Source organism: Viridibacillus soli (assembly GCF_016612995.1).
GTDB classification, from domain to species: Bacteria; Bacillota; Bacilli; order Bacillales_A; family Planococcaceae; genus Viridibacillus; species Viridibacillus soli.
Genome location: NZ_JAEOAH010000003.1, coordinates 189,706 through 213,615 on the forward strand (window position 1 = coordinate 189,706; position 23,910 = coordinate 213,615).

Genomic DNA, 23,910 nt, shown 5'->3' on the forward strand with positions numbered 1-23,910 from the left:
ACGGTTAAGAGCCAAAAAAGTAAATAAAGGCGGCTCTATCTATTTAATTTTTTTTACAATTACACGTGTGCGACAAAGACGGTTTGCGTTTTACGGAACGGCTTCGCCTTCTATTTTTCGAAGCCAGATATGTGCTGATTTCCATAAAGAAGCCCTTAAATAACGGCTAATTTGAAGGGTTGTCCGTTTACTCTTGGTTTCAATTTGAGCTAAAACATTCAAATAAAATACAATGAGGGCAATGAATACTTGGTTGTAAATCGCATTCTCACATGACCATAGAACTTTTTAATGTTGAGATGCTGCTTGATCCATTTGAAAAAAAGCTCAATTGCGCAGCGTGAATTGTACATGTCTGAGGTTTCATTGGGTGCTAAATCAAATCGATTTCATTTCCTTTAGAATCGACGACTCTTAGTAAACGAAAGTAATTTTCAGCACGATTTTGCGTAGTACCGATTAACATCATTTGAACCGATAAATCAGCGGAATCTTCCGGTAGTTTGAAACTTTCAATTTCACGAATGACCGCATTTTTACGCAGTCTCGAAAGGAAAAAGTAGCCATCATCTGTCATGCGGTCAAAACGTACATAATCCAAATAGCCAGGGTCAAAAACGTACATGCACTCCTTGTCATCTACCCTGACCCCCAGCTGATTACGATCATGTTCTTTCTCTGTGGTGAGCACCGCTTTTTCAGGATAAGACATGCCTTTTTCTCGCTTCTTCAACTTAACGAATAACACAAATGCAGTTAGCTGGCCGTTTTAGTGATAGGCTACACCCCTTCTCATATATGTGAAAATAAAATGCCCTCCTGCAAAATAAACTTTAGAGCATCCTTCCTCTTCTAACTCCCCGCCAAATAATTTACCCTCTCTAGCAATAATTTAAGTACGCTAATTTCATCTCCAATAATCGTGACTGAATTTGCATATTCTTTTTTCTTTATTACCATTAACACTAACTCTTTAGGTAGATGTCTAACTGTGGATTTAAAATAGATAATCACATGCTGTTTTTATTTACCAATTCATGTACAATAAACGAGGAAGGGTAATTATATAAATGTGATTGGGGCTGTTAATTTTGGGGGAAACGAAAGAAAAAAATGAGTTTTTGGAATGGGTGAAAGCAATTGGTGTCGCAATTTTATTTGTATGGGGAGTTCGATTCTTCCTACTAACACCCATTGTCGTTGATGGTGCTTCGATGATGCCTACCTTTGAAGATGGTGACAGAGTAGTGGTCAATAAAATTGTACCAAGATTGACTGAGTATCACCGATTTGATGTGATTGTGTTCGAAGCGAAAAAGGATACAAACTATATTAAGCGTATTATTGGTGTTCCTGGTGATCATATTGCCTATGAAAATGATGAATTATTTATTAACGGCAAGAAATATAAAGAAACATACTTAGAAGATTTTAAAAGTGCTCTTAAAGATACCGGCACACTTACCGAGGACTTTACACTAGAAGAATATACAGGTGAAATGACTGTGCCAGAGGATCACTTTTTTGTCCTAGGAGATAATCGTCAACATAGCATAGATAGTAGAGACTCACGTGTAGGATTTGTTTCGATAAATCAAGTATTGGGAACTGCTAAAATGGTTTTTTGGCCTTTAGATAATTTAGGGATGATAAATGACTAATAGGGGCTTTCCTTGAATATTCGATAGTACGCGAATTAAAAGTGTCAAATGTGTGCTTAAAACAAAGTTGAACCGTTTTGAAAAAAGTTTAGCCGAAATCATAGCTTGATTTCATTTTTTCTTATTGGACTAAAAGGACAGATATCTGAAAAGGATTTTTTGTTTAAATATCCAAACAAGGTATAGAGGGATTAGTATTTTTGATGGGGGTTAGGTAATGTACATAAAAACACAGAGGTTATTAATACGTAAATTTGAAGTCAAAGATTGGCAAGATGTACATGAATATACATCAGATATTAATGTTATGAAATATATACCCGAAGGAATTTTTACTAAAGAAAATGCAAAAGAGTTTGTTAATAAAAACATTGGTGATAATGCTGAGAAATTTCCTGTAGTACTATTAGACGAAAATATTCTTATTGGGCACATTGTTTTTGAAAAGTATTTTGGTGAGCATACTTATGAGATTGGATGGGTGTTTAATCCGAAATATCAAAATAGAGGGTATGCTTCTGAAGCAGCACAAGCTATTTTAGAATTTGGTTTTGAAAAAATGAAGTTACATAGAATTATAGCTACGTGTCAACCCCAGAATATTCCATCCTATCGAGTTATGGAGAAGATTGGTATGAGAAGAGAAGGCTATTTTAAAAAATGCATTCCACAGGGAAATGAATGGTGGGATGAGTATTATTACGCGATTTTAGAAGAAGAGTGGAAATGAGCTTTAGTTAATTTTCAAGTCTTCTCTTGTTCAACTATCGGGTGAGTTGTTGAACAAGAAAACTGTTCCCTTAAAAATAGATGAGCCTGTTTTGAAACAAGATTGATCAAAACAGGCTCTAATTATTTTATGTGACAATACTTTTTTATAAACAAAATCGGATCATTTTCTTTAATACTCTGGTCACACACCCTACAAGTAATCCAAGCTATTAAAAATCAGGATTATTCCAACAATACACATTATCCACGAAAGAGCCGACCCTGAATTATTAGCGATCTTCAAGTGAAGCTTCTCAAGCGGTTTTTGCATCCACCTACCAAACATTGGATAGAAGAGAAACAGTACGAGGGAAGGCAACACCATGATAAAGTTGTATCCGGCTAAGATAGAAGTCCATTCTATCCATGATAAATTTGAAGTAGTCATTATTCCGATTACTGCAAAATAAGGAAATGCTGTACCTACTTCAATTAATGAAGTAGTAAATCCTAGAGCAACCATTGAAAGAATGCTTTTGGATTTTGGTGCAGGTAGTTCTGAACTTTTCTTTGTTGGAACATAAAAACTTGCGATGAACAATATTCCTCCAATTATAAAGATTGTCCAGCTTACGACTCGATTTTGAAATACACCAGAAATAATCTCCAACAAAAAACCTATTCCTAACATGAGGGCAACTCCAACAGCAAAATAAAATCCTGCTACCGTCAATAGATAAACCGTCAAACGTGTGGTAAGCCTCTCTTTATCTGATAAAAGTAGATACACTGTTACCCCTATTGTGGCCGGACTTAGTGTATCCAATAGAGCCATTCCCCCTATCAGGAGAAGCAGTTCTGTATTCATCCTACTTCCTCCCTATTCCGGTTGAGTATTATTCTTTTCAGCCAAAAAAACGGCATATGCCTGGTCCATAAACTCAAGCACATCTTGATCAATCGGATATAATCCCAGTTTCTCTGATTGCTTTGGCGACATCCTCAGTTCCCATAACTTATCCAGAAGCTCATCCTCACCCTCAAATTCTTCTAAACGTTTTTCATCCATTCTTCTAATGATATTCTGGACTTTGCTTGTTTTTGGACCGTCTTTCATATAACGCTTCAACTGACCTATTAAAGCAATCCATTCAAGTGAGTCAGAGCTGTCACTTGTCATATTAGGTACCTTTTTCCATAGTTCTATTTCTCTGTCTTTAAATATAGATTCGCGATAATACTGCTGTATTTCTTTATCTTTGGTGGATAATTGCATGATTTTCTGAATCGCCAGCCAATTTTCTTCTCCTTCAATCGCAATTCCATGTATGAGCTCACGTAAGGCTAACTCTATTTTCTTCAAGTTTTCCTGTTCCTTTAGTACAAATGATAATTGATTCTTTAAACTATTGGACCAATCCCACTCACTGGAAGCGAGCATATTTTTAATCTCCTGTAATGTAAATCCAATCCTTTTTAAAAATTGAATTTGCTGCAGTTTTTTTATTTCTTCATTCGTATATAAACGATGGCCGCCCTCTGTTTGGGATGCTGGTTTTATTAAGCCAATTTTATCGTAATAACGCAGTGTTCTAACGGTAACACCTGTCAGCTCCCCAACCTTGTTAATATGTATCAACTGCTTAACCTACCTTCCTGTTTCTTGTACGTTATAAACCTCTCATGAACAACTTCATATTTATTCTACCTTATCATCTTGTTTTTTCATTTGTTCTTACTTCTTATTCATTTATTCTTCTTTACGAAAAAAATATTGAAGTAAGTATCCTGCACCTAAGCCAATCAGTACACCAGGAAATGCATTATCAAGCATCAGTCCAATACCTGCACCGATAATGACACACCCATAAATGATCATATCTCCCCGTTTCATCTAAAAACCTCCCAATTATTTATTTTCATTTTCTCGAGAACGCTATAAAGTACTCACTAAACAGTATATAAAATGACGCTACGTAAGCTTCAAGCTTTTTATCTTTTTATCTTTTTTATTAATGAATCTATATAATACTTGTAATTGACCCAACGACACCTTCTATAATGGTATCCAACGAGATAAGGAGTGGTGAAAAATGAAGAGATTCTCTATGTTCATGTGGGTTATTGTTACTTTAATATTATTAGGTGCCTGTACAGAAGGGGCAGAAAGTGAAGACTTTCAAACTGCTTCCCTTAAAGATATCGATACCATTCACATAGATTATGGAAGTACAAAGGTAAATTTAGTATCTGCAGATATAGATGAATTGGAAGCGTCCTTACTTTTATACGATAAGGGCCCGGGAGTTGTAATGGATAAGGGGAAACAAAAAATAACGATCAGCTTAAAAAATGATACAACCCGTCTGTTTAAAATCGGGTGCATGCCCCAATTGGAAGTTAGAATTCCCACTGAGTTCAAAGGGGAAATCATAGCCGATGGTTCTTCTGGCAGTGTTGTAGGTAGGGATCTGCAAACACACAACCTGCAAGTGAATAGCAGCAGTGGTAATATAAAACTTGACTTCCTTAACTTTCATAGTGATGTCTACGTTACTACATCAAGTGGAAATGTGGACGTTTTCTTAAATGAGGACGAACCAGATGCCACGCTGCTCCTCAAATCTAACAGTGGGCGAAGATCCGTCGGCATTACTTTGGATAATCAGTCACAAAGCAAAAAAGAAACAAAAGGGACTTCAGGGAGCAGAGATTATGAAGTGCAACTGGAAACCTCATCAGGAAATATATCATTGAAATAATACAGGTTCTATTTCAACACTCAGTGTTATCACATAATTCCTTTCCAGAGATATGATAGATCTACCTACGTTTTTCTTCTCTTATGATGAAAATATCTTGTGAAGAGAGCTGTTTAGTTACTGGATATAAAAGGATAAATAGTAGCATAGCTGCGCATCTGATATGTCAAACCAACAAGCTACTTTAGAGGTTTTCTTTTCAATGATTTCTAGTAACTACGAATCGTTGTACAATATAGAAATAATAAAGTCATTTAATTTTGTTATGAAAACATAAAAGAGGTACTACTTTTGATTGTAGTACCTCCATTTAAAGTTCTATAAAATATTCATTTCAGCATAATTCAAGTCCGTATAACGGTTAATAAAGTTGTTTAATTCATTTGTCGGATTTTCAAGAAAAGCCTCTTTTAGTTTAATAGGTAATTCTTTCTACCTCGAATGTAATACACGTCACGAATATTCAACTGTGAATTGTTCTCCTATTATTCTTTCTGCATCCAGTTCCGTCTCTGCCTTATTTTTAAAGCAGGAAAGGTTGAAATCATATAATCCTCTCCTGTAACCTATGTTTCATTATCATATAATTTTCCACTTTCAATTCGCTCACCTTTATCCTATTTATTTCGAATAATCTTCCCACTCTAAAAGGAATTACAAGGTCGATTTTATAAACCGAACAATTCATTTTAAAATACAGTGGTTTACATCTCGTATAAGCATCAAAATCGCTGAGAAATTGATTTCTGTTATATGCTTTTTCTGATTATAGTATTAATTACCTCAAATTTGTTCATGATAACAAAAGAGGAGGTGTGATACTATGGCTCAAGAGATTCTATGCGAAGTCAATAATTGTACGTATTGGGGATCGGGAGACAAATGTACTGCAGAAGCTATTTATGTCGTTAGTCATATGGGTAAACAAGCATCCAATAGTGAAGAAACGGATTGTAAAACATTTTCTCCAGAGGAAGATTAACTATCTTAGGGTAACCATTATAATGGTTACCCTTTCCTAATTTCATCACTGATAAAAACCACCGTTTTCGGCCTTAAATAACAGGTGATGGGCATTGCTCACTTTTTCTTCTATATAGTCTAGCGAATAATTACCTAATGGATCTGTTAAATCACCGATTGCCCGTGATAGATTATCAATCACAGGACTCAATGTATCTAACTGTTTCAGATCTTTACTTGCATTCATCTCATCCATGATTTCAAAAGCAAGATGTTGGATCTTCCGTAAGCGCATTTTTTTTGTTTGCATAATAGACTCATTCTCCTCTATACACCAATTTATTTTGTTTAAATATATGGCTAAAAACTGGAATTCATGAGTCCATACCATCGCTTCTTTTAACAAAAGTTACTAAGGGGAACCAAAATGATTTATTGTTAAATCCAGTTCATTTTTCCAAAGAGCAGATTTTATTAACTCGGCTTGTATTGAGTCATTATTAGATTCAACCTCAGTAACTGGTGCAACCATTCTTGAAGCAATTCAATTACAGGCATAGGAACAGTAGGTCTCACAGCAACTAGAATCGTTATTATTTCACAAGATGCTCATGGTTATATTGATAAAGCTTGTAAGTTAATTGCTAAAAAGAAAGATATAAACCTTATGAGAATTCTAGATAATTAAGATGAGTTACAAATCGAAACTATTAAAGCCTACAGCAGTATTCTATCCGAGCCTTAGCGTTTTCTGGAACAAAATGAATAGATGAGAAATACATAGGAATTGCGTATATTTGAAATATTGTTTTAATATCGCTAAAATAATTCTAATAATACTAAATAAACATGGAGAAATCGATATGTAAGAGGATATATAGTTATTTCTTCAAATTTTTTAAAAATACCCTCCAGCTGTTTAAAATAAGTGATATTACTACAACTCTTAATTTAACAACAGGAGGGATTTTATATCTAAATAAGGCAATCTACTATCTATTAACTCAAAATTATATACAAAGTTGCCACAGCAGCTGCAAACCCTACAATACCATTGATTACTTTTATTATAATCAGCAACCAATTCATTCTTTTCTTCCATTTTTTTATCCATTTCAACATTTCCATCCCTCCATTATTTTGATTTTAAAAGAAAAGCTAATATATTGATTTTTTATAATCGATATTAAAATTCAACATTGTTAAGCACCTCCTTTAATGTCCATCCGGCATTAGTAATGTCATAGACTAATAAGTCTTTATAATTTAATTTTCCCCTTAATTGTCATTTCTATACCTGATTTCCATTGACAAAAATTTTTAATTTTATTCATCTTCCAAAAACTTTTATTTTTTATGACTTCATCTACTGTATAGCCTATCTACAATATCGAAATTCGTGAACTACACACTTCACTTTTTGATTCTTGAAAATAGAAAAAGGTGGTTGCTGTAGAATAGCAACCACCTTTAACAAGACAAGTATTAAATTGTAATATAACTCCAGAATGTTCGCTCACCACATTTTTAAAAATTGAATCGTGCTCTTTCTTCCAGTTTCGATTAAAATTTCTTTTGTTTCTTCATCTAAATCAAATTGTGTCGCACTATAATTTTCAACAGGTATAAAAATAATATCCTTTTCATGTCTGCGTGAAATATATCGCTCATCATGTGCATCTTTCATCGTTGTAAATAGTGCTTCAAATAAATTGAGACCATTATCAATTTTTTGCGGAGCCATGTCTTCTCGCGGATGACTTAGCTTCAATCCAATAACTGGACGTTTCTTTCCACTATTATCATCATCAAATATCCATATCGGAAAATTACTGAGTACGCCTCCATCAACTACTATCGATTTTCCTTTTGCAATCTTCAGTTTGACTGGCTCAAAGAAAAAAGGAATACCGCAGCTCATTCGCAAAGCGCGAGCAATCGAAAATGATTCCGCATCTATCCCGTAGTTGTTCAAGTCATCTGGTAGTACAATCATTCTGCCATTTGTTAAATCAGAGGCGATAAGCTTTAAAGAACCTCTTGGTAAATCAGCAAACGTATAAATATCTTTAATTGCAAGTTTTTTATAAAACCATTTTTCTAGCGCTTTTCCTTGGTATAGTCCCATTCGAAAATAAAGATTGAGCCATTTCATAAATGGTAATGCGAACAATGTTCTAGGCGGATCAAGTAGTGAAGTAACATCTAGTTCATCTAACATCTTTTCTATTTCATTCGCCGTAAATCCAGCAGCGATGAAACTTGCGAAAATAGCGCCTGCACTCGTTCCAGCTACTCGATTAAAATGAATGTCCCTATCCTCAAGCACTTGATATGCCCCTACAAATGCAAATCCTTTTATTCCTCCACCTGAAAATACCCCATCGACAATCAACCCTTTTCCCCCTTCATCTGTACTAGTAACTGAGTAAGAAATGAGAGTGTTATTTAGAACTTATGTCGAAAATGCTTTAAACATGTTTCTCTTTTTAATGTTGTTTAGATTGATCATAGGAGTGAACCAAAAAACTGATTCCTTAAAACAGCAAACTGTCTTATGTCAATAAAGCGACATGAAAAATCGAGACATGTTGCGACTCGAGAGCTATTTATTGCTATTCAGGGACAATCTTTCGCAACTCAGGGCAGCTATTATTCTTGGAATATTTTAATAATAACTGTGGGGTTCTCTAAACAAGGGGGAATTACGCACAAAAATATAGCGCTACATTCATTCCAACATACCCATACATTCCCCTTAATTGAGGCTAGTATAGATATTGTGGTAATCCAGCAGCGCCTATATCCTGTCCATAATATATAAAACAAGTCATGTTATCCGTTAATTCTACTTTTTCGTGTTCAGCTAGTTGTAATGAACAATCTATTACGCGATATGAAATATTGGATTGGTCTTTCTCGCGCGCGGTCCGTTGCGTTGACATCTCGAATCATGATGTTCGGAAAACTTATAGAGAAATAAGTTTGCGAGAAATGAGTTGCTCACATAACGATGCTAACGGTAACCCTACGACGTTTAAATAGTCTCCTTCGATACGGTCAACTAAAAAGACGCCTTCTGTTTGAATACCATAGCCACCCGCTTTATCAAATGGGTCTCCTGTTGCTACATATGCTTCTAATAACGCATCGGACACATTTTTAAAGATGACAGTTGTTTTCTCGACTAAGCTTGTCTCTGTCCCGTCCTCCTCAATAATTGCCACAGCCGTTAATACTTCATGTGCTGTACTACGTAATGTGCGAAGATGTGACATCGCTTCGTCACTACTTTTTGGCTTATGTAGTAATTGATTGTCTTTTGCAACAATTGTATCTGCGCCAATAACTACATAACCTTGTGTTTTTTTAGCAACAGCACGGGCTTTTAATAATGCGACCTCTGTGACATATTGTGCGACTTCTGACGCTTGTACACTCGTTTCTTCTACATCGGACGTAACGATGTCAAATGGTATATTTAAACGACTGAAAAGCTCCTTACGACGTGGTGATGCAGATGCTAAAATAAATGATCTTGTTGTTTGAAATTGCATAGTTTTCACTCCTCGTAAGTATCATACAAAAAATGACGGTATTTGCAAAATGGAATCCTAGTAACTTCGAAGCAATCCCATCCTAATTAAACCCTTCTCTAAAAAGATAGGATAAAAAACGCTCTGATCCATAACCAACCAGAGCGCAATCTGACTGACTTTTACATTATGTTTGAAAGGATAAATGTTCGACTACAAAAGTAACGTATTCAAGCGGAACGTTCAGCAATATGTTAATTGTCTTCACACCAACCGCTCGACCAGTCATGATTATACAATCCGCTAATTGGCTATGTAAAAGTCCAACATCTAACTCCCCTTACATGATGTAGCCTTAAATCATTGGAAACGTTAATAACGTCGCTTCCGGTGAAAATAGCAACAGCCATGAACAAGTGATTCGCTATATTTGTTTGATTTCTTCTAACTAGCATTCCCATAAAGTATAGAAAGTGAATTTAAACCGGAATCATGATTGTAAAAACAGTGCCTTTTCCTTTCTCACTTTCTACTTTAATCAACCCTTTCACTTTATGTATGGTGCTATAAACCATGAGCATTCCTAGCCCTGTTCCTTCCTTTTTCGTTGAATAATATGGCTTCCCTAGAAAAGAAATTTCCTCATCTGTCATGCCAATTCCTTGGTCTTTAATTTTTATGATAATGTTCTTTTTTTGCTCTGAAATATCAATCATTAAGGTACCACCAGTATCTTTCATGGCCTCTATCCCATTTTTATACAAGTTAATGAAGCATTGATGCATTTGATTTTTATCGAAAGCTTTATGCAAAGAATTATGAAAGCTCACATGTAGATTAACATTATACATATTTGCGTATGGAATAAGTATATTTTTGGCATATTCCGTTTCTTCTTTCAGATTGGAGTCCACCATATTTTCGCTTAATGGCTTGGAGAAAGTTAAAAAATCACCTACGATTTTTTCAGCCCGTTTTAATTCTTGTAGTGAATATTCAACATAATCTTTATCTTTCAATGAGATCGACTCTGAATGGCTTAATAACTGCAAAAAGCCGCTCGTAATGGTAAGCGGATTTCGGATTTCATGTGCCACACTAGCCGATAACTCACTTATTACTTGTAATCTATCTGATTGTATAATCACTTCACGAGCTTTCATATTTGAGATGATACGCTCGATTAGAATCAGTAAAATGATCATCAAGACTACATGCGTAGTAATGGCATTGATAGATAATATCCAGAACTCTCGATTAATTGGCATTTGAAAGCTTAGCGTTGCAAGATAAAAAAACATCGTAAAAAAAGAGATCATTGTAGCAAAAGAAATTCGATACTGACTATCTAAAGATTTAAACTTATTACTGCACATTGACACAGCCACTAAAACGATAGTTGAAAATAACAATGACTGTATGACCCCATCGCCTCCAATGATAAATCGGTAGGTATTAAGTACGATATAAAGGAGTATTGTATTTTTATATCCCCAGTAAAGTGAAACAATTATACAAGGAATATATCTTAAATCAAAAATAAATCCACTATCTAAATGAAAAGGTAACGTCATACATAAGACCATAGTTATTGCTACGGTAATGTTAAGAATAGATTTTATTTTATAAAGGTTTCCATTTTCAAAAAATATGAGATATGCTAAAAATGGAATCAGTAAAAACAAGAAATTTAATAGTAATGTTTCAAACAAAAATTGTACTTCCTTCCGAGATAGATTTAACTTCTATCTTATTTTCACATAGCTAACATCATAAAGATAGATAGAATCTAATTTCCGCGGAAAATGCCAATCTCTAATAAGTAGATATTCTTTTCAGGTGTGTTGATTAACCAATTTAAACCATTACTATTAAAGTGGGTAGGTTGATTTCCACTACGGAATGCTCGCTTCCCGCAGGAGTCGAGCACCCTCCGCTACAATCAACTAAAAAATGTAGTAACCTACGAACATAAAAAACATTTTAACGGTAAATAACAACCTAATATTCCCCTAATCAACACACCTGTATACTTTTAGTTTTCTCATAATGATGTAGTTTATAGTAGCGTTATTAGAGGTACACGTAGAACCAGCTCTCCCACGTTTAAAAGGAAAGGGCGCTGCACAATGACAGCCCCCTATCCCCTTATACTTTTTTCTATAATTACATAAGATACATCCCATCACCTATTCAATCATCAAAATATCCCGTATATCTTGCTCTGTCATGGTGGTCAATGAATCTTGGCCCGAATGAATCACTTCGTCAATGAGGTGCTTTTTTTTCTGTTGGAGCTCATTTATTTTTTCTTCAATCGTTCCTTTTGCTACTAATCGGATGACGTGCACCTCATTTTTCTGCCCCATCCGGTGCGCACGGTCTGCCGCTTGTTGCTCTACAGCTGGATTCCACCATAAATCATAAAGTACTACCGTATCTGCACCCGTCAGATTTAAGCCGGTGCCTCCAGCTTTTAAAGAAATAAGAAATAAATTCCCTTCGCCGTTATTAAAACGGTCACATAATTCAACACGGTCTGCAGGAGGCGTTTGGCCATCCAAATAAAAATAAGGTACTCCTTCACGTACAAGTTGTCGGCCTATAATGCTAAGCATTTGAGTGAACTGTGAAAAGACCAGTACACGTCTACCAGAAATGCGACATTCTTCTATAATCCCCATTAGCTGTTCGAACTTTGCCGAACTTCCGGCATAGTCATCAATGTATAAGGCGGGATGGCAACATACTTGTCGAAGCCGGGTCAAAGCCGCTAAAATTTTAATGCGATTTTGTTGAAAACTTCCATTTCTTAAATGCTTCAAGGCGTCATGTTTCAATTCGGCCAAATAAGCGGCATATAATGTTTTCTGTTCCAATTGCAACTCCGAGTAGTGGATCGTTTCAATTTTATTTGGCAACTCTTTCAAAACTTCACTTTTCAGGCGTCGTAATATAAACGGACGTACACGTTTTGCCACATCTTCACGACGTAGTTCGCTAAAAGTTCTTCTATCCGGTAGCAATTCGGGAAACACGACGTGGAATATCGACCAAAGTTCATCTATTGAGTTCTCTATTGGGGTTCCCGTAAGTGCAAACCGGTAATCTGCCTGAATCTTTTTTACCGATTTAGCGGTCTTGGTAGTTGGATTTTTAAACGCTTGGGCCTCGTCCAAGAATAGTGTATGGAATGCTCGCTTACGATAAAAGGCTATATCCATCCGTAGTGACGGATAAGAAGTGATGATGACATCCGCTCCGGAAGACGACTTCCACAGGGCAGTTCTTGTCACTTTGTTGCCGTCAACTATTTGCACATTCATATGGGGAGTAAATTTTTCCAACTCATTCTTCCAATTATAGACGAGCGACGAAGGGGCTATGATTAATATTGACCGTTTTTGCGCCCTGACATCTGGCAGCACGGACTCGATGAAAGCAATACTTTGTAACGTCTTGCCAAGCCCCATATCGTCTGCAAGAATTCCGCCGAATTTATACTTGGCCAGTAACTTGAACCAACTGAATCCGATTTTTTGGTAATCACGAAGCACTGAATTTAATGTGTCAGGTACTGCAGCATCCTGTTTTTCTGGATCCTTTAAATTTTTCATGAGCTTTGCGAAGTTTTCTCCTGGATCCATCAAATCGCCTTGTTCGAGTGAATCGATTAATTGCATGCCGCGAATTAACGGCACTCGAATCTCTTCTCCATTGATGTCTCCGGTAGATATCCCCAAATCATTTAGGAATTCATGTAACATCAAGAATTCTGGTGTTTCCAACGATACTAAAGTGCCATTTGGAACTCGGTAATACTTTCTTTTTTCCTCAAGCGACGTTAGCACCTTTTGTATTTCCGATTCTGAGATTCCCTTAAGGTCGAAGCGGAATGCGAGCCACTCTGTTCGTTCACCCACCTCAACTTTTATCCTCGGACCTGTATATCCTTTATGGATACGCATTTTCACAGCAGTTGTGGCATAAATTTGGACCCATTTTTCCAACTTCGTAATGTTGTGATACAAAAATTGATATTCTGCTTCTTCATCGTATAAGTAAAAACCGCCTGGTGTCTGGGTAAATGAATTTTCCAATAGTAGTTTGATGATTTGCTGTTCTTTATTGCGCTGACGCCTGATTCCTGGATAATGCGGAAAAGATTGCTCCGTTTCTTCACATGGATTGATAACGAGATGATCATAATGGAACTCCAGACCTGCAAGTATCCGATGCTTTACCCGGTCCAAAAACAATTTGGCGCGAAGTGGGGTTTCCCCCATTCTTTTTGAAACGGATTCGGCAATATTCACATGTCCTAATTTCATCAGGCCCGGTATGACATTCTCCATAAAGTGATCGATTTGATTTTCCGAGATGACGAGCTGATGTTCTCCAGATTGGTCCAACATTTCCTTCAACTCTGCCAATCGATTGCAGTCTTCCTGAGGCAGCTTGTATAATTTACCTTCTGAAAAGGCGTAGCCATACACCCTTAAAATGGTTATTTTATTAAGTCCTTTAACATCCAGTCGGTAACTATCCAAATTGGATTCATCAAATTCAAAACTTAAAGGAAGTTCTTCCCCCACCTGGACCCTGTCATAAATTTTACCCTCTTGCATAAATTTCACTTCTGGTGTCGCAGTCAATAAAGGAAGCAATTGCTCCCAGTCAGTAGCAGAAATAAGTAACCTCTCTTCTTGCGGGTCAATTTTACTTTTTACACGCTGACTTTTCATTAAAAATTGAAGGACTTCATCCGTTTCTCTAAGAAAGCTGTGGCGTTCCGGTGCGTAAATGAAACCGGGCGCATATTCGAACGGTTCTCTACGTTCGATTTCATCGAGAAACTTCGTTATATTCGGGATGTCATATAATGCTTTGGAACCCATCTTCAACTGCATTCCAAACACATACTCCGAGGCACTAAGAAGTATAGGGAGGCACGTAATTTCCACATTTAGCGTCTGCCTACTGTCAAAATGCACTTGCTTGCGACTAGTTTGCATAGACCTATTTCCAAATAAGCCAAGCATTTTGGTAGCCAATGGATTTTCAACTTGCTGCACTTCTTCAATAGCCAGCATGACCGCTGCAATATGTTGGCAGTAAGTCTGCACAGACCCTATTGGCGGACAGCTACACTCAGCCACGATTTCCCCATCTGGATCTGCTTTCACTGTAACATCAAAATCAGCTCCCGCTTTCACACTTGCTTTGATTATTGAATCACCTTGTAGAAAGGGTTGAACATTTACTTTTCCCGCTTGGTAATAAGCTTTACCCTTTTTAAAAGCGATAACGCCGCATAATTTCTTTACCTTTGTTTCGTTCACTGAAAAATTCATCTTTCGTCCTTTCTCGGTCGCTTTACCACACCACATATATACATATACATATCGACTAATAAAATCATTACCTCTTTTTGAAGGTAAGCCGCTTAGTTAAAAATGTCCCGTAACTCGATTTCTCTTTGAACATCATTACTATTTAACACTTTATCGGTACTCCAATTTTTTTTGAAATAATTTCAACACAATTACTCGTCCTTATTCGAGCAGCATTTACTCTCTCTTTTCCAATCTCTTTACAAGTCGTGAAATCTTACTCTGGCTTATAACAAAGTGTTGCCAATTTATCACCGTTTGCCTCTTTCAAATTGCATCGTAATTACTCAATATTTACTTGCTAACAACCCGGATCAAGTCTGCAAAATCTCTTTAGCCGATTATTCATTTTCTCATACAATTCAATTATGGCAAAACGCGTTTGTATTTCGTTCACTTGCATTTGTCCCAATATATAGTTTTTGAATAAAGTTTAATTAATAGTTCTCTCACCCTCATATTAGTGTAAATAAAAAATGACCTACCATACGAGGCAAGTCATTTGCTTTGAATGCGATTTTCTATGACGATAAATTTCTTCGTATTAAAACCATAACATTTCACATACTTTCTTTTAAACGATTCTAGTACAGTATTGCATCTTTCATTATTATGACTAATATGAAATCTATTAGTTATATCAAAAATAACTATATCTTACTTATTTTCTACAAAATCTTAATATACAAAAGAACCATTCCATACTAATAGTACTTTTAATTCGACAAAAAAACTGTAATATCGACAATTTCGTTTGACATTCAATGTATAAAAGTTTAGAATTTTTATATTATTCAAATAGAATCGAGTGTATCTAATGAAAAATACTATTTTCCGAAAAAAATCTGTAAATCAGCTTCTACAGCAACAGAGTAAAGTTCAACTGAACAAGACACTTGGCGCATTTGACTTAATGCTACTTGGTGTTGGTGCCATTGTTGGTACAGGGATTTTCATCCTACCAGGGACTGTCGCAGCCGAACATGCTGGTCCTGGGATTGTGTTCTCATTTATCATTGCCGCTATTGTGTGTGCATTCGCTGCGATGTGTTATTCTGAGTTTTCATCAGCCGTTCCAGTAACAGGGAGTGCATACACGTATGGCTACATCGTCTTCGGTGAAGTCGTTGCATGGCTAGTGGGCTGGTCATTGTTACTAGAATACGGCTTAGCAGTTGCAGCAGTTGCAACAGGCTGGTCATCTTATTTAAGCTCATTGCTAGCAGGTTTTAATATTTCAATTCCACAGGCTGTATCAGGGGCATTTGATCCTGCAAACGGCACATATATTAATTTACCAGCTATATTTATCATCCTCGTTATTGCTTTCTTATTAACATTAGGCATTAAAGAATCTACAAAATTAAATGCAATCATGGTAGTTGTGAAAGTGGCCGTAATTTTACTATTTATCTTTGTTGGAGCATTCTACGTCGAACCAGCAAACTGGGAGCCGTTTACACCATTTGGTACAGGTGGTATTCTAACAGGCGCCGCATTAGTGTTCTTTGCATACCTTGGCTTTGATGCAGTATCATCTGCAGCGGAAGAAGTAAAAAATCCTCAGCGCAACATGCCAATCGGTATTATCGGTTCATTGTTCATCTGTACATTATTGTACGTTGCTGTATCACTTGTCTTAACAGGTATGGTTCCTTTTACAGACTTAAATGTTAGTGACCCTGTAAGCTTCGCCATGCAATTGGTACACCAAGATTGGGTTGCCGGTATTATCTCACTTGGCGCTGTTGTTGGCATGATGACGGTTATCCTTGTAATGCTTTACGGCGGTACTCGTCTTGTTTACGCATTTGGTCGCGATGGCTTACTTCCGAAAATATTATGTGAAGTACATCCCAAACGTAAAACACCAGTGAAAAACACTTGGATTTTTGCAATCCTTATTGCCTTCTGCGCGGGATTCGTACCGCTAGACAAACTAACTGAGCTCGTTAACATGGGTACATTACTAGCTTTCGCTGTTGTATCAATCGGCGTCATCTACTTACGTAAAAACAAAAATATTCCGACTGGCGGCTTCAAAGTACCATTCTTCCCAGTCATTCCGATTATCTCATCGATCTTATGCATTTTCTTAATAACCCAGTTATCTGCACATACGTGGATTGCCTGTGGCATTTGGATAATTATTGGCTTAATCATTTACTTTATTTATGGTAAAAAACATAGCGAATTAAATAAAAAATAAAAACCGTTTTGATACAGTTCCGCATCTCTTTCGTGAATGCTACTATTTCGTCTTACACTAAGGTCCCTTTTATACTGCCCTATACATCAGTAAACCGTTCATGTATATTAAAATTAGGTGATGAGATGAAAACAAACATTTATTTAGACAATGAGAAATTCATTGCAGGGATAACCCTTAAAGATGAAACCGAGCTTGAAAGCAACAACATGGCTCTTCATGCCTGCGTTAACCCAAATCATGTGATGGGAAATCGCAAGAAATTAGCTACTTCCTTGCATTGTGAGCTGGAGAATTTCGTTTGTGCCAATCAAACACATAGCTCTAATTTCCACAGGGTAACGCTGGCAGACAAAGGCCGAGGCGCTGACCGTACTGATACCGCCATTACGGATACCGACGCCCTATATACTTATGAGCCGAATCTGTTATTATGTTCCTTTACTGCCGATTGTGTCCCAGTAACTTTTTATAATGAAGAGACTGGCCTCATTGGCGTGATTCATTCCGGCTGGCAAGGTACAGTAAAAGAAATCTCCTTGAACGTTTTTAAGCATTTAATTCAAGTTGAACATTGTAATCCCAGTGATTTGCATATTCAGATTGGTGCGGCTCTTAGCCAAGAGAAGTTTGAAGTCGATGCAGATGTGTACTTAAAATTCAAAGACCTCGGCTACGCAGATGATTTTATCTATTACAATAAAGAAACTCACAAGTATCACATTGACAATCAGCAAACCGTGAAAAAGCAATGTGAGCTAGCAGGAATCCCGGCTGATCTAATTACAATTGATCCGACTTGTACGTATTTGAACCCTGAAGGCTTCTCTTATCGTCAAGACAAACAAGCCGGAAGACATCTGAGTTTTTTTATGAAAAAAGCGTAAATTGAAAAAAATTTACAAGCGAAATATATTCTAAAAGCACATCAACTTTATTCAAGAGAGCTGTGAACTGTCACACCTTTAAAACCATTGATTTTATGGTATTTTGTAGAATGTAAAGTACTTTTATTTATTACTTACTATTTTTAAATCGACCAAAATATTAATTGTTGGTCACCTTACGTCACTCTAAAACAATGGATTTAGACCGTTCATTTGAGCGGTCTTTTTTATTTACCCAGCACAAAGTAAATCACTTCGTATATTTATGGAGTGATCGCTTTCAAAAAGCGGCTAGAGATTGCCCTTTTTTGTATTTTTCCGTTATATATGCTTTATTAGCCTACTCAGCATCGTATTCTTCTTGACTAACTTTTTTAGCATGATAGCCCTCGTCAATAAACAGAGTAGCTAATCGAGTAGTATCTTCGTCCATAACTCTATACTTCATTTTTGCTGCGACATCATCTCCGTCGTACCAAATAAGATAATTCATCTTTCTCCCCCTAACTTTCCTCCGCATGGTGAAAAATCTCGTAATCTAACAATTCGATGGGCTGTCCATCTATCTCACAAATGCTAAATTCCTTTAGTCTTAATAAAATATGCTGGCTTTGGATTTTTTCATAGTCAAGCCACCCACTCTCTTATTTTCCCGAAATCTATTTTTCACTTCGATTTATTCAGCTCATTTTCACAAATCAGTCTTGGACAAGTTTCGTCTTCTTGCTACAAAACATAAAATATAAACGAGGTGAATGGTTAATGAATTATAATTCGTTACAACAACAAGTACCTAACAAGTTAATAACTGATATTGCTAAAGCAATTGATGGAGAATTCACAGCAATTCAGTGCTATGACGTATTGTCAAAACAGGCCCCAAACAAAGAAATCAGAGATAGAATACTGGAAATTAGAAGCGATGAAATGAGACATTTTCAGATTTTTTCACAAATCTATTTTTCGCTAACAAGGACAAAGTACACGCCTAAAATGAATGCAAATTGTCCTACTAATTATCGAAGTGGCATACTACATGCGTTTAAAGATGAACAAGAAACTGTTGATTTTTACCACGATATTGCTAGAGAGGCTAATAACCCCTTTATACAACAGCAATTTATGCAAGTATCACTTGATGAACAAAACCATGCTGTTTGGTTTTTGTATTTTATGAATCAAAATTAAGTTTACATTCCTCTTAAATTTGATTCTTTTTTCTTAAATAAATTTTATTGAACAAAATCGAACAGAATACTATCCACTAACTATTAAATTACAATCTATTCTACAAATCTTAAGGAGGATTAAAATGAACCAATTTAACCAGAACCCCGAATTACCAGAAAATCAGGCTGCTAGACTTGCATTAATTGGAGCTGCAATTACAACACTAGGCGATGGAATATCGGCTGTTGCTGCAGCGCTCGCACTACAAGAGTTAGAAAATGCAAATAATCAAAGTTCTCGAAGCCAGTCGGATCAATCTAAACAACTGGAACGAATGCAAAGGCAAATTGATCGATTATCAAATCAAATATCCAAAATGGACCGTAAAAAATAGTAAAGTATTAAATATGGGTTAACGCCTTTTTAGTTGAGATACACCAAGACTAAATGCTTCTCTTGTATTGCTCACTTTCTAAGTTACATCTCAGAAAGTAGAGTTTTTATTTTAGGCTGTTTTCGTAAACATTGTTGCTTTTTTTGAGTAAAAGTTTTATGTTACACTATAAAAATGTAATATTCTGAATTATTAAATATTTTTTTACAAAGAGGGATGAAGATACTTTGAGGGGAAAATACGGTGGGTTATCTTTTTGACTAATTTTTTTAAAGCATGTTTGTATCGTTGAAAGAAAACGATATGAATATGCTTGTTTTGTTCCCCAAAAGGAGAATGTAAACATTAACGGTATATCACGAACAAATAAAATTGCAGTTACAACAAATACAAAAATTTTAGTACGTACCGAATGATTTGATTCAAATTTAAAAGATGAATCATTGAAAATATATAAATCCTATAACTGCGGCAATAGCGATCTACTTTGAAACTACTTGAAAGATCAATTAAAAGATATTGTACTTCGAACACGGTTTGCCAATTGGAGATTTAAAAAAATGAAAAGGCAATCCATTTCTAGGTTACCTTTTCATCTTGAGCCCAAAAAATTATATACTCTTAGTCTTTATTAAATTTCAATACAACTCGGTCAAAGATTCGGTTTAAGGATTTTATTGTTACAAATCCAATTGGAATCAATATTAATAAATATACAGGAGAATACATCATGCTTTTAAAATCGCTTGTTGCAGGTAACTTTATAAACGCTATAGCAATTGTAAAAGCAATAATAAAAATGAAAAAATTATTATCCAAAAGTTTCATAATTTAAAACCCCCATTTTTTCTTATTTAAGCCATCCACTTATTTTTCAAAATTTGTAAATAAATAATAGTCAAAATCTAAATTTTACACGCCTTGATAATACCATACGTAACCACATGATAAACAATTGCAGCACCCACTGATCCTATTAAAAATTTTGCAATAAGTATCAATATTATAGGAATAAAAGCTGGCTGTATTTCATTATCATTTTGTATATTCACTTTTATCAAAACCAAACTCTTCATTCATTTCTACTACTTCTGTTGGTGACAAACTTTCAAAAAATAATTCAGTATTACTCACTTCTTCTTGTGTCAACCCATTTTCTAAAGCATGTCCACTATCAAATACATATTTCTCTGATGATACATTGTAATAAACCGACTCTGCAATAATTCCCCATTTTGTTCACCCTCATCATAAGCCGATGCAGTTGGTGCAAATTTAACACTTGAATTCTTCACCAATTTCAAAATAAATTCCTCTTTTTTTATAACACACACGCACATTTATAATCTTAACACTAATCTCAACCATTAAAAATTATAATACACATTTTATGTAAATATTGTAAATATAATTATAGGGAAAATAACACAATTAAATTACAATTATTTAACGAGCTGCAGCGCCTTTATTTCACTGCAGACCATTAAACACTTATAGTCATTTATCGGAAAAAGATAAAGCAAGTGACCTTTTATAATGACATTCTAGAGTTGGTCACTTTTTAGTCACTTGCCCTATTTTCCAGCTTATACTTTTCCAAAAACTGCAACCTATCCTTACTAAAAAGAGAAAAATCATAAACTAAAATAATGCTCCCTCGAGAAAATAGGTAGCATTATTTTGTGCTAATACTATTATTTCAAAAATTATCAAATTGATTCAAAAATGCAGAAAAAATTTCTCTAATGCTTATATATCAAGTACCGCAATAGGTTTGGTAAGGGATTGTTGCCGTAGGAAGTGTGGAGTATTCAGCCTGTTTAGTTGAGTGTGCGTAAGGTTTTAAAAGAACATCCAAAAGCCGTTTCATCACACTGTAGTCTCCTTGTTCCACTGCGGCTTCTAATGCAGCTTCTACCCGGTGGTTCCGTGGGATTACCGCCGGATTACTGTTCCGCATCAACTGATTTGAGTAGGCTTTCGATTCCTGCTGCCTGCCTAGTCTCGCCTGCCAGAGCTCATTCCACTGAGCGAAATCTGGGGTGTCGAACAGGACAGTATCCTCCGGCGTGTCAAAAGTTAATGCGCGGAAGGTATTGGTATAGTCTGCACGATGCTTCTTCATCATATTGAGGAGTCCATTAATAAGAGTTTCATCCTCTGTCTCTTCGTTAAATATCCCCAGTTTTGCCCTCATTCCCGTGATCCAATTAGAATGATACAACTCAGTAAAACCTGAAACCTTTTCCTGGGCCAGTTTGACAGCCTGCTCCTGATTTTCATGTAATAGCGGCAATAGGGTTTCAGCAAATCGCGCAAGATTCCATCCAGCAATAAACGGCTGATTGACATAGGCATAGCGACCTTGAGCGTCAATAGAACTGAATACCGTTTCCGGATCATAGACATCCATAAAGGCACAAGGACCATAATCGATGGTTTCTCCGCTTATGGTCATGTTGTCGGTGTTCATAACCCCATGAATAAAGCCAACGAGTTGCCATTTGGCAATGAGCTCAGCCTGACGCTTGATCACTTCCTGAAGTAGCGAAAGATATCGGCTCTCATCAACTTCAATTTCCGGAAAATGACGCTTTAGTGTATAGTCGGCCAGAATCTGGAGTTCCTCAATTGTTCCCCATTTTGCAACATATTGAAAGGTACCAACTCGCAGATGACTAGCAGCCACACGGGTCAGAATTGCACCAGGTAGTTCGGTTTCGCGAAATACAGACTCACCAGTTGTCACCACTGCCAGACTTCGGGTGGTAGGAATTCCAAGCGCATACATGGCTTCACTGATGATGTATTCACGTAGCATCGGTCCAAGTGCTGCTCGACCATCGCCCCCGCGAGAATATGGCGTCCTACCTGAGCCCTTAAGCTGAATATCAGTCCTCTCACCTTGGGGCGAGCTGTGCTCGCCTAGCAGCACAGCTCGGCCGTCCCCTAACATGTTAAAATGACCGAATTGATGCCCCGCGTAAGCTTGAGCAAGTGGCGAAGCACCTTTCGGAATCTGGTTTCCTGCAAAAATCTCTACGCTATCTGAACTTTGTAGCACCTGAACTTTTAAACCCAAGGATGTTGCCAACTCATTATTGAGAATTATCAACTTCGGTGCACTTACAGGAGTTGGTTCGATTCTGGAAAATAATGATTTTGGCAGACAGGCATAACTGTTATCTAAATTCCATCCTATTTCTTTGCTCTTTGTCATAGTTTCTCCTTTTTTTCGTTTGTCTTTTTGTATAATTGTTTTTTTAGTGATCTACATTCTATAAAAACACGATGCAGCTTCTTTTTAATATCTACTTCTGCCAATTTATTATACCGTTTACAAACAAAAGTAGCTCCTTATAAAATACTTCTTTATCGATTCTGATTTTTTCCAAATAAGTACGTGGCGTTTCAGAAGTTTCTTGTTTTTAGTTGGTATGGTTCATGACAGGATTATCGAATTTTCAAGATGTGAAGGAAATCTATTAAACGATTTGCTCACAAAGTAGAATTTGGTGTAGGAGTCTTAACTAAGTTTTATTATGAAGAAAAGGGATTAACCGCATGGAAATAAAGTTAAAGTTGATTTTATAAGCTAGATTAACAGATAAAGTCACATCAAAAAGGAGCAAAATCTGCTCCTTTTCTAATGCACTTCGCCTATTTTAATTCAGACAGTTTATTTCCTGTTATAATCTCAAACAAAATCGCTGAATTTTCTTTTGTTAATTGAGCGTACTGATTACCTCCTCGGGCGATTTCTACTTTATCATTATTAGGACTTATCCAAAGATTGTACACAACAGCTTTTGCCTGAATATTTGGGTTTTTATACTGAAAAATAAATTCGTAATCAGGTGGATGAGCCATATCCACTTTTGCATTTTCCCAATCAGTATCCTTTAGTATTTTTTTTACTTTTTGTACTTGTATATTATCAGTAACTACCTTAAAGTCTTCATATTTATTTTCATCGCCGACACGTTCTTGAACTTCGATCCTTTGTTCTACGTTTTCTATTCTATTTGAACAACCTGTTACTATAAATAAAAAGATTGCAATGAACACAAAAAACAAATTTCTAATTCTCATATCTCTCCTCTCTCCCCCCTTTTCAAAAGTTGGTTTTGCGAATATTTTGATTATAACTATTAATTTTACATTATATAACATATCATTACAAAGATTATATTATCCACGATAATTTATCTTCAATATTAAAAA

23 protein-coding genes and 1 pseudogene are annotated in these 23,910 nt (G+C 36.0%); 8 read left to right on the plus strand and 16 right to left on the minus strand.

What is annotated here, in order from left to right; genetic code table 11:
* Positions 1 to 90 precede the first annotated feature (90 nt).
* A pseudogene (locus JFL43_RS02770) lies at positions 91 to 745 on the minus strand (transposase); the annotation flags it as partial.
* Between the two features lie 346 nt (positions 746 to 1,091).
* Between JFL43_RS02770 and lepB the strand changes: the two are divergent.
* Together lepB and JFL43_RS02780 are read left to right on the plus strand one after the other, a co-directional pair.
* Positions 1,092 to 1,661: a signal peptidase I gene (lepB, locus tag JFL43_RS02775; RefSeq protein WP_200747826.1), complete on the plus strand. Its 570-nt coding sequence runs from the start codon at positions 1,092 to 1,094 to the stop codon at positions 1,659 to 1,661.
* 217 nt (positions 1,662 to 1,878) lie between these two features.
* Entirely contained in the window at positions 1,879 to 2,391 is a 513-nt protein-coding gene (locus JFL43_RS02780) for a GNAT family N-acetyltransferase (RefSeq protein ID WP_200747827.1), read from the plus strand.
* A 192-nt stretch (positions 2,392 to 2,583) separates the two neighbouring features.
* Here the strand turns inward: JFL43_RS02780 and JFL43_RS02785 are convergent, their stop codons facing one another.
* The 3 genes from JFL43_RS02785 to JFL43_RS02795 all read right to left on the minus strand — a co-directional run bounded on the left by JFL43_RS02785 (position 2,584) and on the right by JFL43_RS02795 (position 4,266).
* Positions 2,584 to 3,240 (minus strand): GAP family protein, encoded by a 657-nt coding sequence (locus tag JFL43_RS02785; RefSeq protein WP_200747828.1) that lies wholly within the window; start codon positions 3,238 to 3,240, stop codon positions 2,584 to 2,586.
* A 12-nt stretch (positions 3,241 to 3,252) separates the two neighbouring features.
* A complete protein-coding gene (locus JFL43_RS02790; RefSeq protein ID WP_200747829.1) occupies positions 3,253 to 4,011 on the minus strand; it encodes a MerR family transcriptional regulator in 759 nt (252 codons plus the stop codon).
* A 111-nt stretch (positions 4,012 to 4,122) separates the two neighbouring features.
* Positions 4,123 to 4,266: a hypothetical protein gene (locus JFL43_RS02795; protein ID WP_200747830.1), complete on the minus strand. Its 144-nt coding sequence runs from the start codon at positions 4,264 to 4,266 to the stop codon at positions 4,123 to 4,125.
* 199 nt (positions 4,267 to 4,465) lie between these two features.
* Here JFL43_RS02795 and JFL43_RS02800 point away from each other — a divergent pair, with 199 nt between their 5' ends.
* Together JFL43_RS02800 and JFL43_RS02805 are read left to right on the plus strand one after the other, a co-directional pair.
* Positions 4,466 to 5,134, plus strand: coding sequence for a DUF4097 family beta strand repeat-containing protein (locus JFL43_RS02800; protein ID WP_200747831.1), 669 nt, complete (start codon positions 4,466 to 4,468; stop codon positions 5,132 to 5,134).
* 823 nt (positions 5,135 to 5,957) lie between these two features.
* Positions 5,958 to 6,116: a DUF1540 domain-containing protein gene (locus tag JFL43_RS02805; RefSeq protein ID WP_100797402.1), complete on the plus strand. Its 159-nt coding sequence runs from the start codon at positions 5,958 to 5,960 to the stop codon at positions 6,114 to 6,116.
* Positions 6,117 to 6,161: 45 nt separating this feature from the next.
* On the opposite strand, the gene JFL43_RS02810 is transcribed toward JFL43_RS02805, so the two are convergent.
* The 7 genes from JFL43_RS02810 to JFL43_RS02830 all read right to left on the minus strand — a co-directional run bounded on the left by JFL43_RS02810 (position 6,162) and on the right by JFL43_RS02830 (position 14,987).
* A complete protein-coding gene (locus JFL43_RS02810; protein ID WP_100797403.1) occupies positions 6,162 to 6,407 on the minus strand; it encodes a hypothetical protein in 246 nt (81 codons plus the stop codon).
* A 689-nt stretch (positions 6,408 to 7,096) separates the two neighbouring features.
* A complete protein-coding gene (locus tag JFL43_RS22965) occupies positions 7,097 to 7,219 on the minus strand; it encodes a hypothetical protein (RefSeq protein ID WP_267907743.1) in 123 nt (40 codons plus the stop codon).
* A 394-nt stretch (positions 7,220 to 7,613) separates the two neighbouring features.
* Positions 7,614 to 8,492 (minus strand): patatin-like phospholipase family protein, encoded by an 879-nt coding sequence (locus tag JFL43_RS02815; RefSeq protein ID WP_100797404.1) that lies wholly within the window; start codon positions 8,490 to 8,492, stop codon positions 7,614 to 7,616.
* A gap of 373 nt (positions 8,493 to 8,865) precedes the next feature.
* Positions 8,866 to 9,042 carry a hypothetical protein gene (locus JFL43_RS22315; protein WP_234447567.1) on the minus strand — a complete coding sequence of 59 codons (177 nt, stop codon included), beginning with the start codon at positions 9,040 to 9,042 and terminating at the stop codon, positions 8,866 to 8,868.
* A 24-nt stretch (positions 9,043 to 9,066) separates the two neighbouring features.
* Positions 9,067 to 9,654, minus strand: coding sequence for a Maf family protein (locus tag JFL43_RS02820; RefSeq protein ID WP_200747832.1), 588 nt, complete (start codon positions 9,652 to 9,654; stop codon positions 9,067 to 9,069).
* 458 nt (positions 9,655 to 10,112) lie between these two features.
* Positions 10,113 to 11,345: a sensor histidine kinase gene (locus tag JFL43_RS02825; protein WP_200747833.1), complete on the minus strand. Its 1,233-nt coding sequence runs from the start codon at positions 11,343 to 11,345 to the stop codon at positions 10,113 to 10,115.
* A 477-nt stretch (positions 11,346 to 11,822) separates the two neighbouring features.
* Entirely contained in the window at positions 11,823 to 14,987 is a 3,165-nt protein-coding gene (locus tag JFL43_RS02830; protein ID WP_200747834.1) for a DEAD/DEAH box helicase, read from the minus strand.
* A gap of 856 nt (positions 14,988 to 15,843) precedes the next feature.
* Here JFL43_RS02830 and JFL43_RS02835 point away from each other — a divergent pair.
* Positions 15,844 to 17,235 (plus strand): amino acid permease, encoded by a 1,392-nt coding sequence (locus JFL43_RS02835; RefSeq protein ID WP_200747835.1) that lies wholly within the window; start codon positions 15,844 to 15,846, stop codon positions 17,233 to 17,235.
* Between the two features lie 125 nt (positions 17,236 to 17,360).
* Positions 17,361 to 18,122: a peptidoglycan editing factor PgeF gene (gene pgeF / locus JFL43_RS02840; RefSeq protein ID WP_200747836.1), complete on the plus strand. Its 762-nt coding sequence runs from the start codon at positions 17,361 to 17,363 to the stop codon at positions 18,120 to 18,122.
* Positions 18,123 to 18,462: 340 nt separating this feature from the next.
* Here the strand turns inward: pgeF and JFL43_RS02845 are convergent, their stop codons facing one another.
* On the minus strand, positions 18,463 to 18,615 hold the full coding sequence (locus JFL43_RS02845; protein WP_157813020.1) for a hypothetical protein: 153 nt from the start codon (positions 18,613 to 18,615) through the stop codon (positions 18,463 to 18,465).
* Positions 18,616 to 18,884: 269 nt separating this feature from the next.
* Here JFL43_RS02845 and JFL43_RS02850 point away from each other — a divergent pair, with 269 nt between their 5' ends.
* A complete protein-coding gene (locus tag JFL43_RS02850; protein WP_200747837.1) occupies positions 18,885 to 19,310 on the plus strand; it encodes a ferritin-like domain-containing protein in 426 nt (141 codons plus the stop codon).
* Between the two features lie 124 nt (positions 19,311 to 19,434).
* Complete coding sequence (locus tag JFL43_RS02855; protein ID WP_200747838.1) at positions 19,435 to 19,686, plus strand: hypothetical protein; 252 nt, start codon at positions 19,435 to 19,437, stop codon at positions 19,684 to 19,686.
* 621 nt (positions 19,687 to 20,307) lie between these two features.
* On the opposite strand, the gene JFL43_RS02860 is transcribed toward JFL43_RS02855, so the two are convergent.
* From JFL43_RS02860 to JFL43_RS02875, 4 genes are all read right to left on the minus strand, one after another.
* Entirely contained in the window at positions 20,308 to 20,514 is a 207-nt protein-coding gene (locus tag JFL43_RS02860; RefSeq protein WP_200747839.1) for a hypothetical protein, read from the minus strand.
* A 329-nt stretch (positions 20,515 to 20,843) separates the two neighbouring features.
* Entirely contained in the window at positions 20,844 to 20,990 is a 147-nt protein-coding gene (locus tag JFL43_RS02865) for a hypothetical protein (RefSeq protein ID WP_200747840.1), read from the minus strand.
* Between the two features lie 452 nt (positions 20,991 to 21,442).
* Positions 21,443 to 22,906 carry a protein adenylyltransferase SelO gene (locus JFL43_RS02870; protein ID WP_200747841.1) on the minus strand — a complete coding sequence of 488 codons (1,464 nt, stop codon included), beginning with the start codon at positions 22,904 to 22,906 and terminating at the stop codon, positions 21,443 to 21,445.
* Positions 22,907 to 23,346: 440 nt separating this feature from the next.
* Entirely contained in the window at positions 23,347 to 23,778 is a 432-nt protein-coding gene (locus JFL43_RS02875) for a hypothetical protein (RefSeq protein ID WP_200747842.1), read from the minus strand.
* Positions 23,779 to 23,910: the final 132 nt, after the last annotated feature.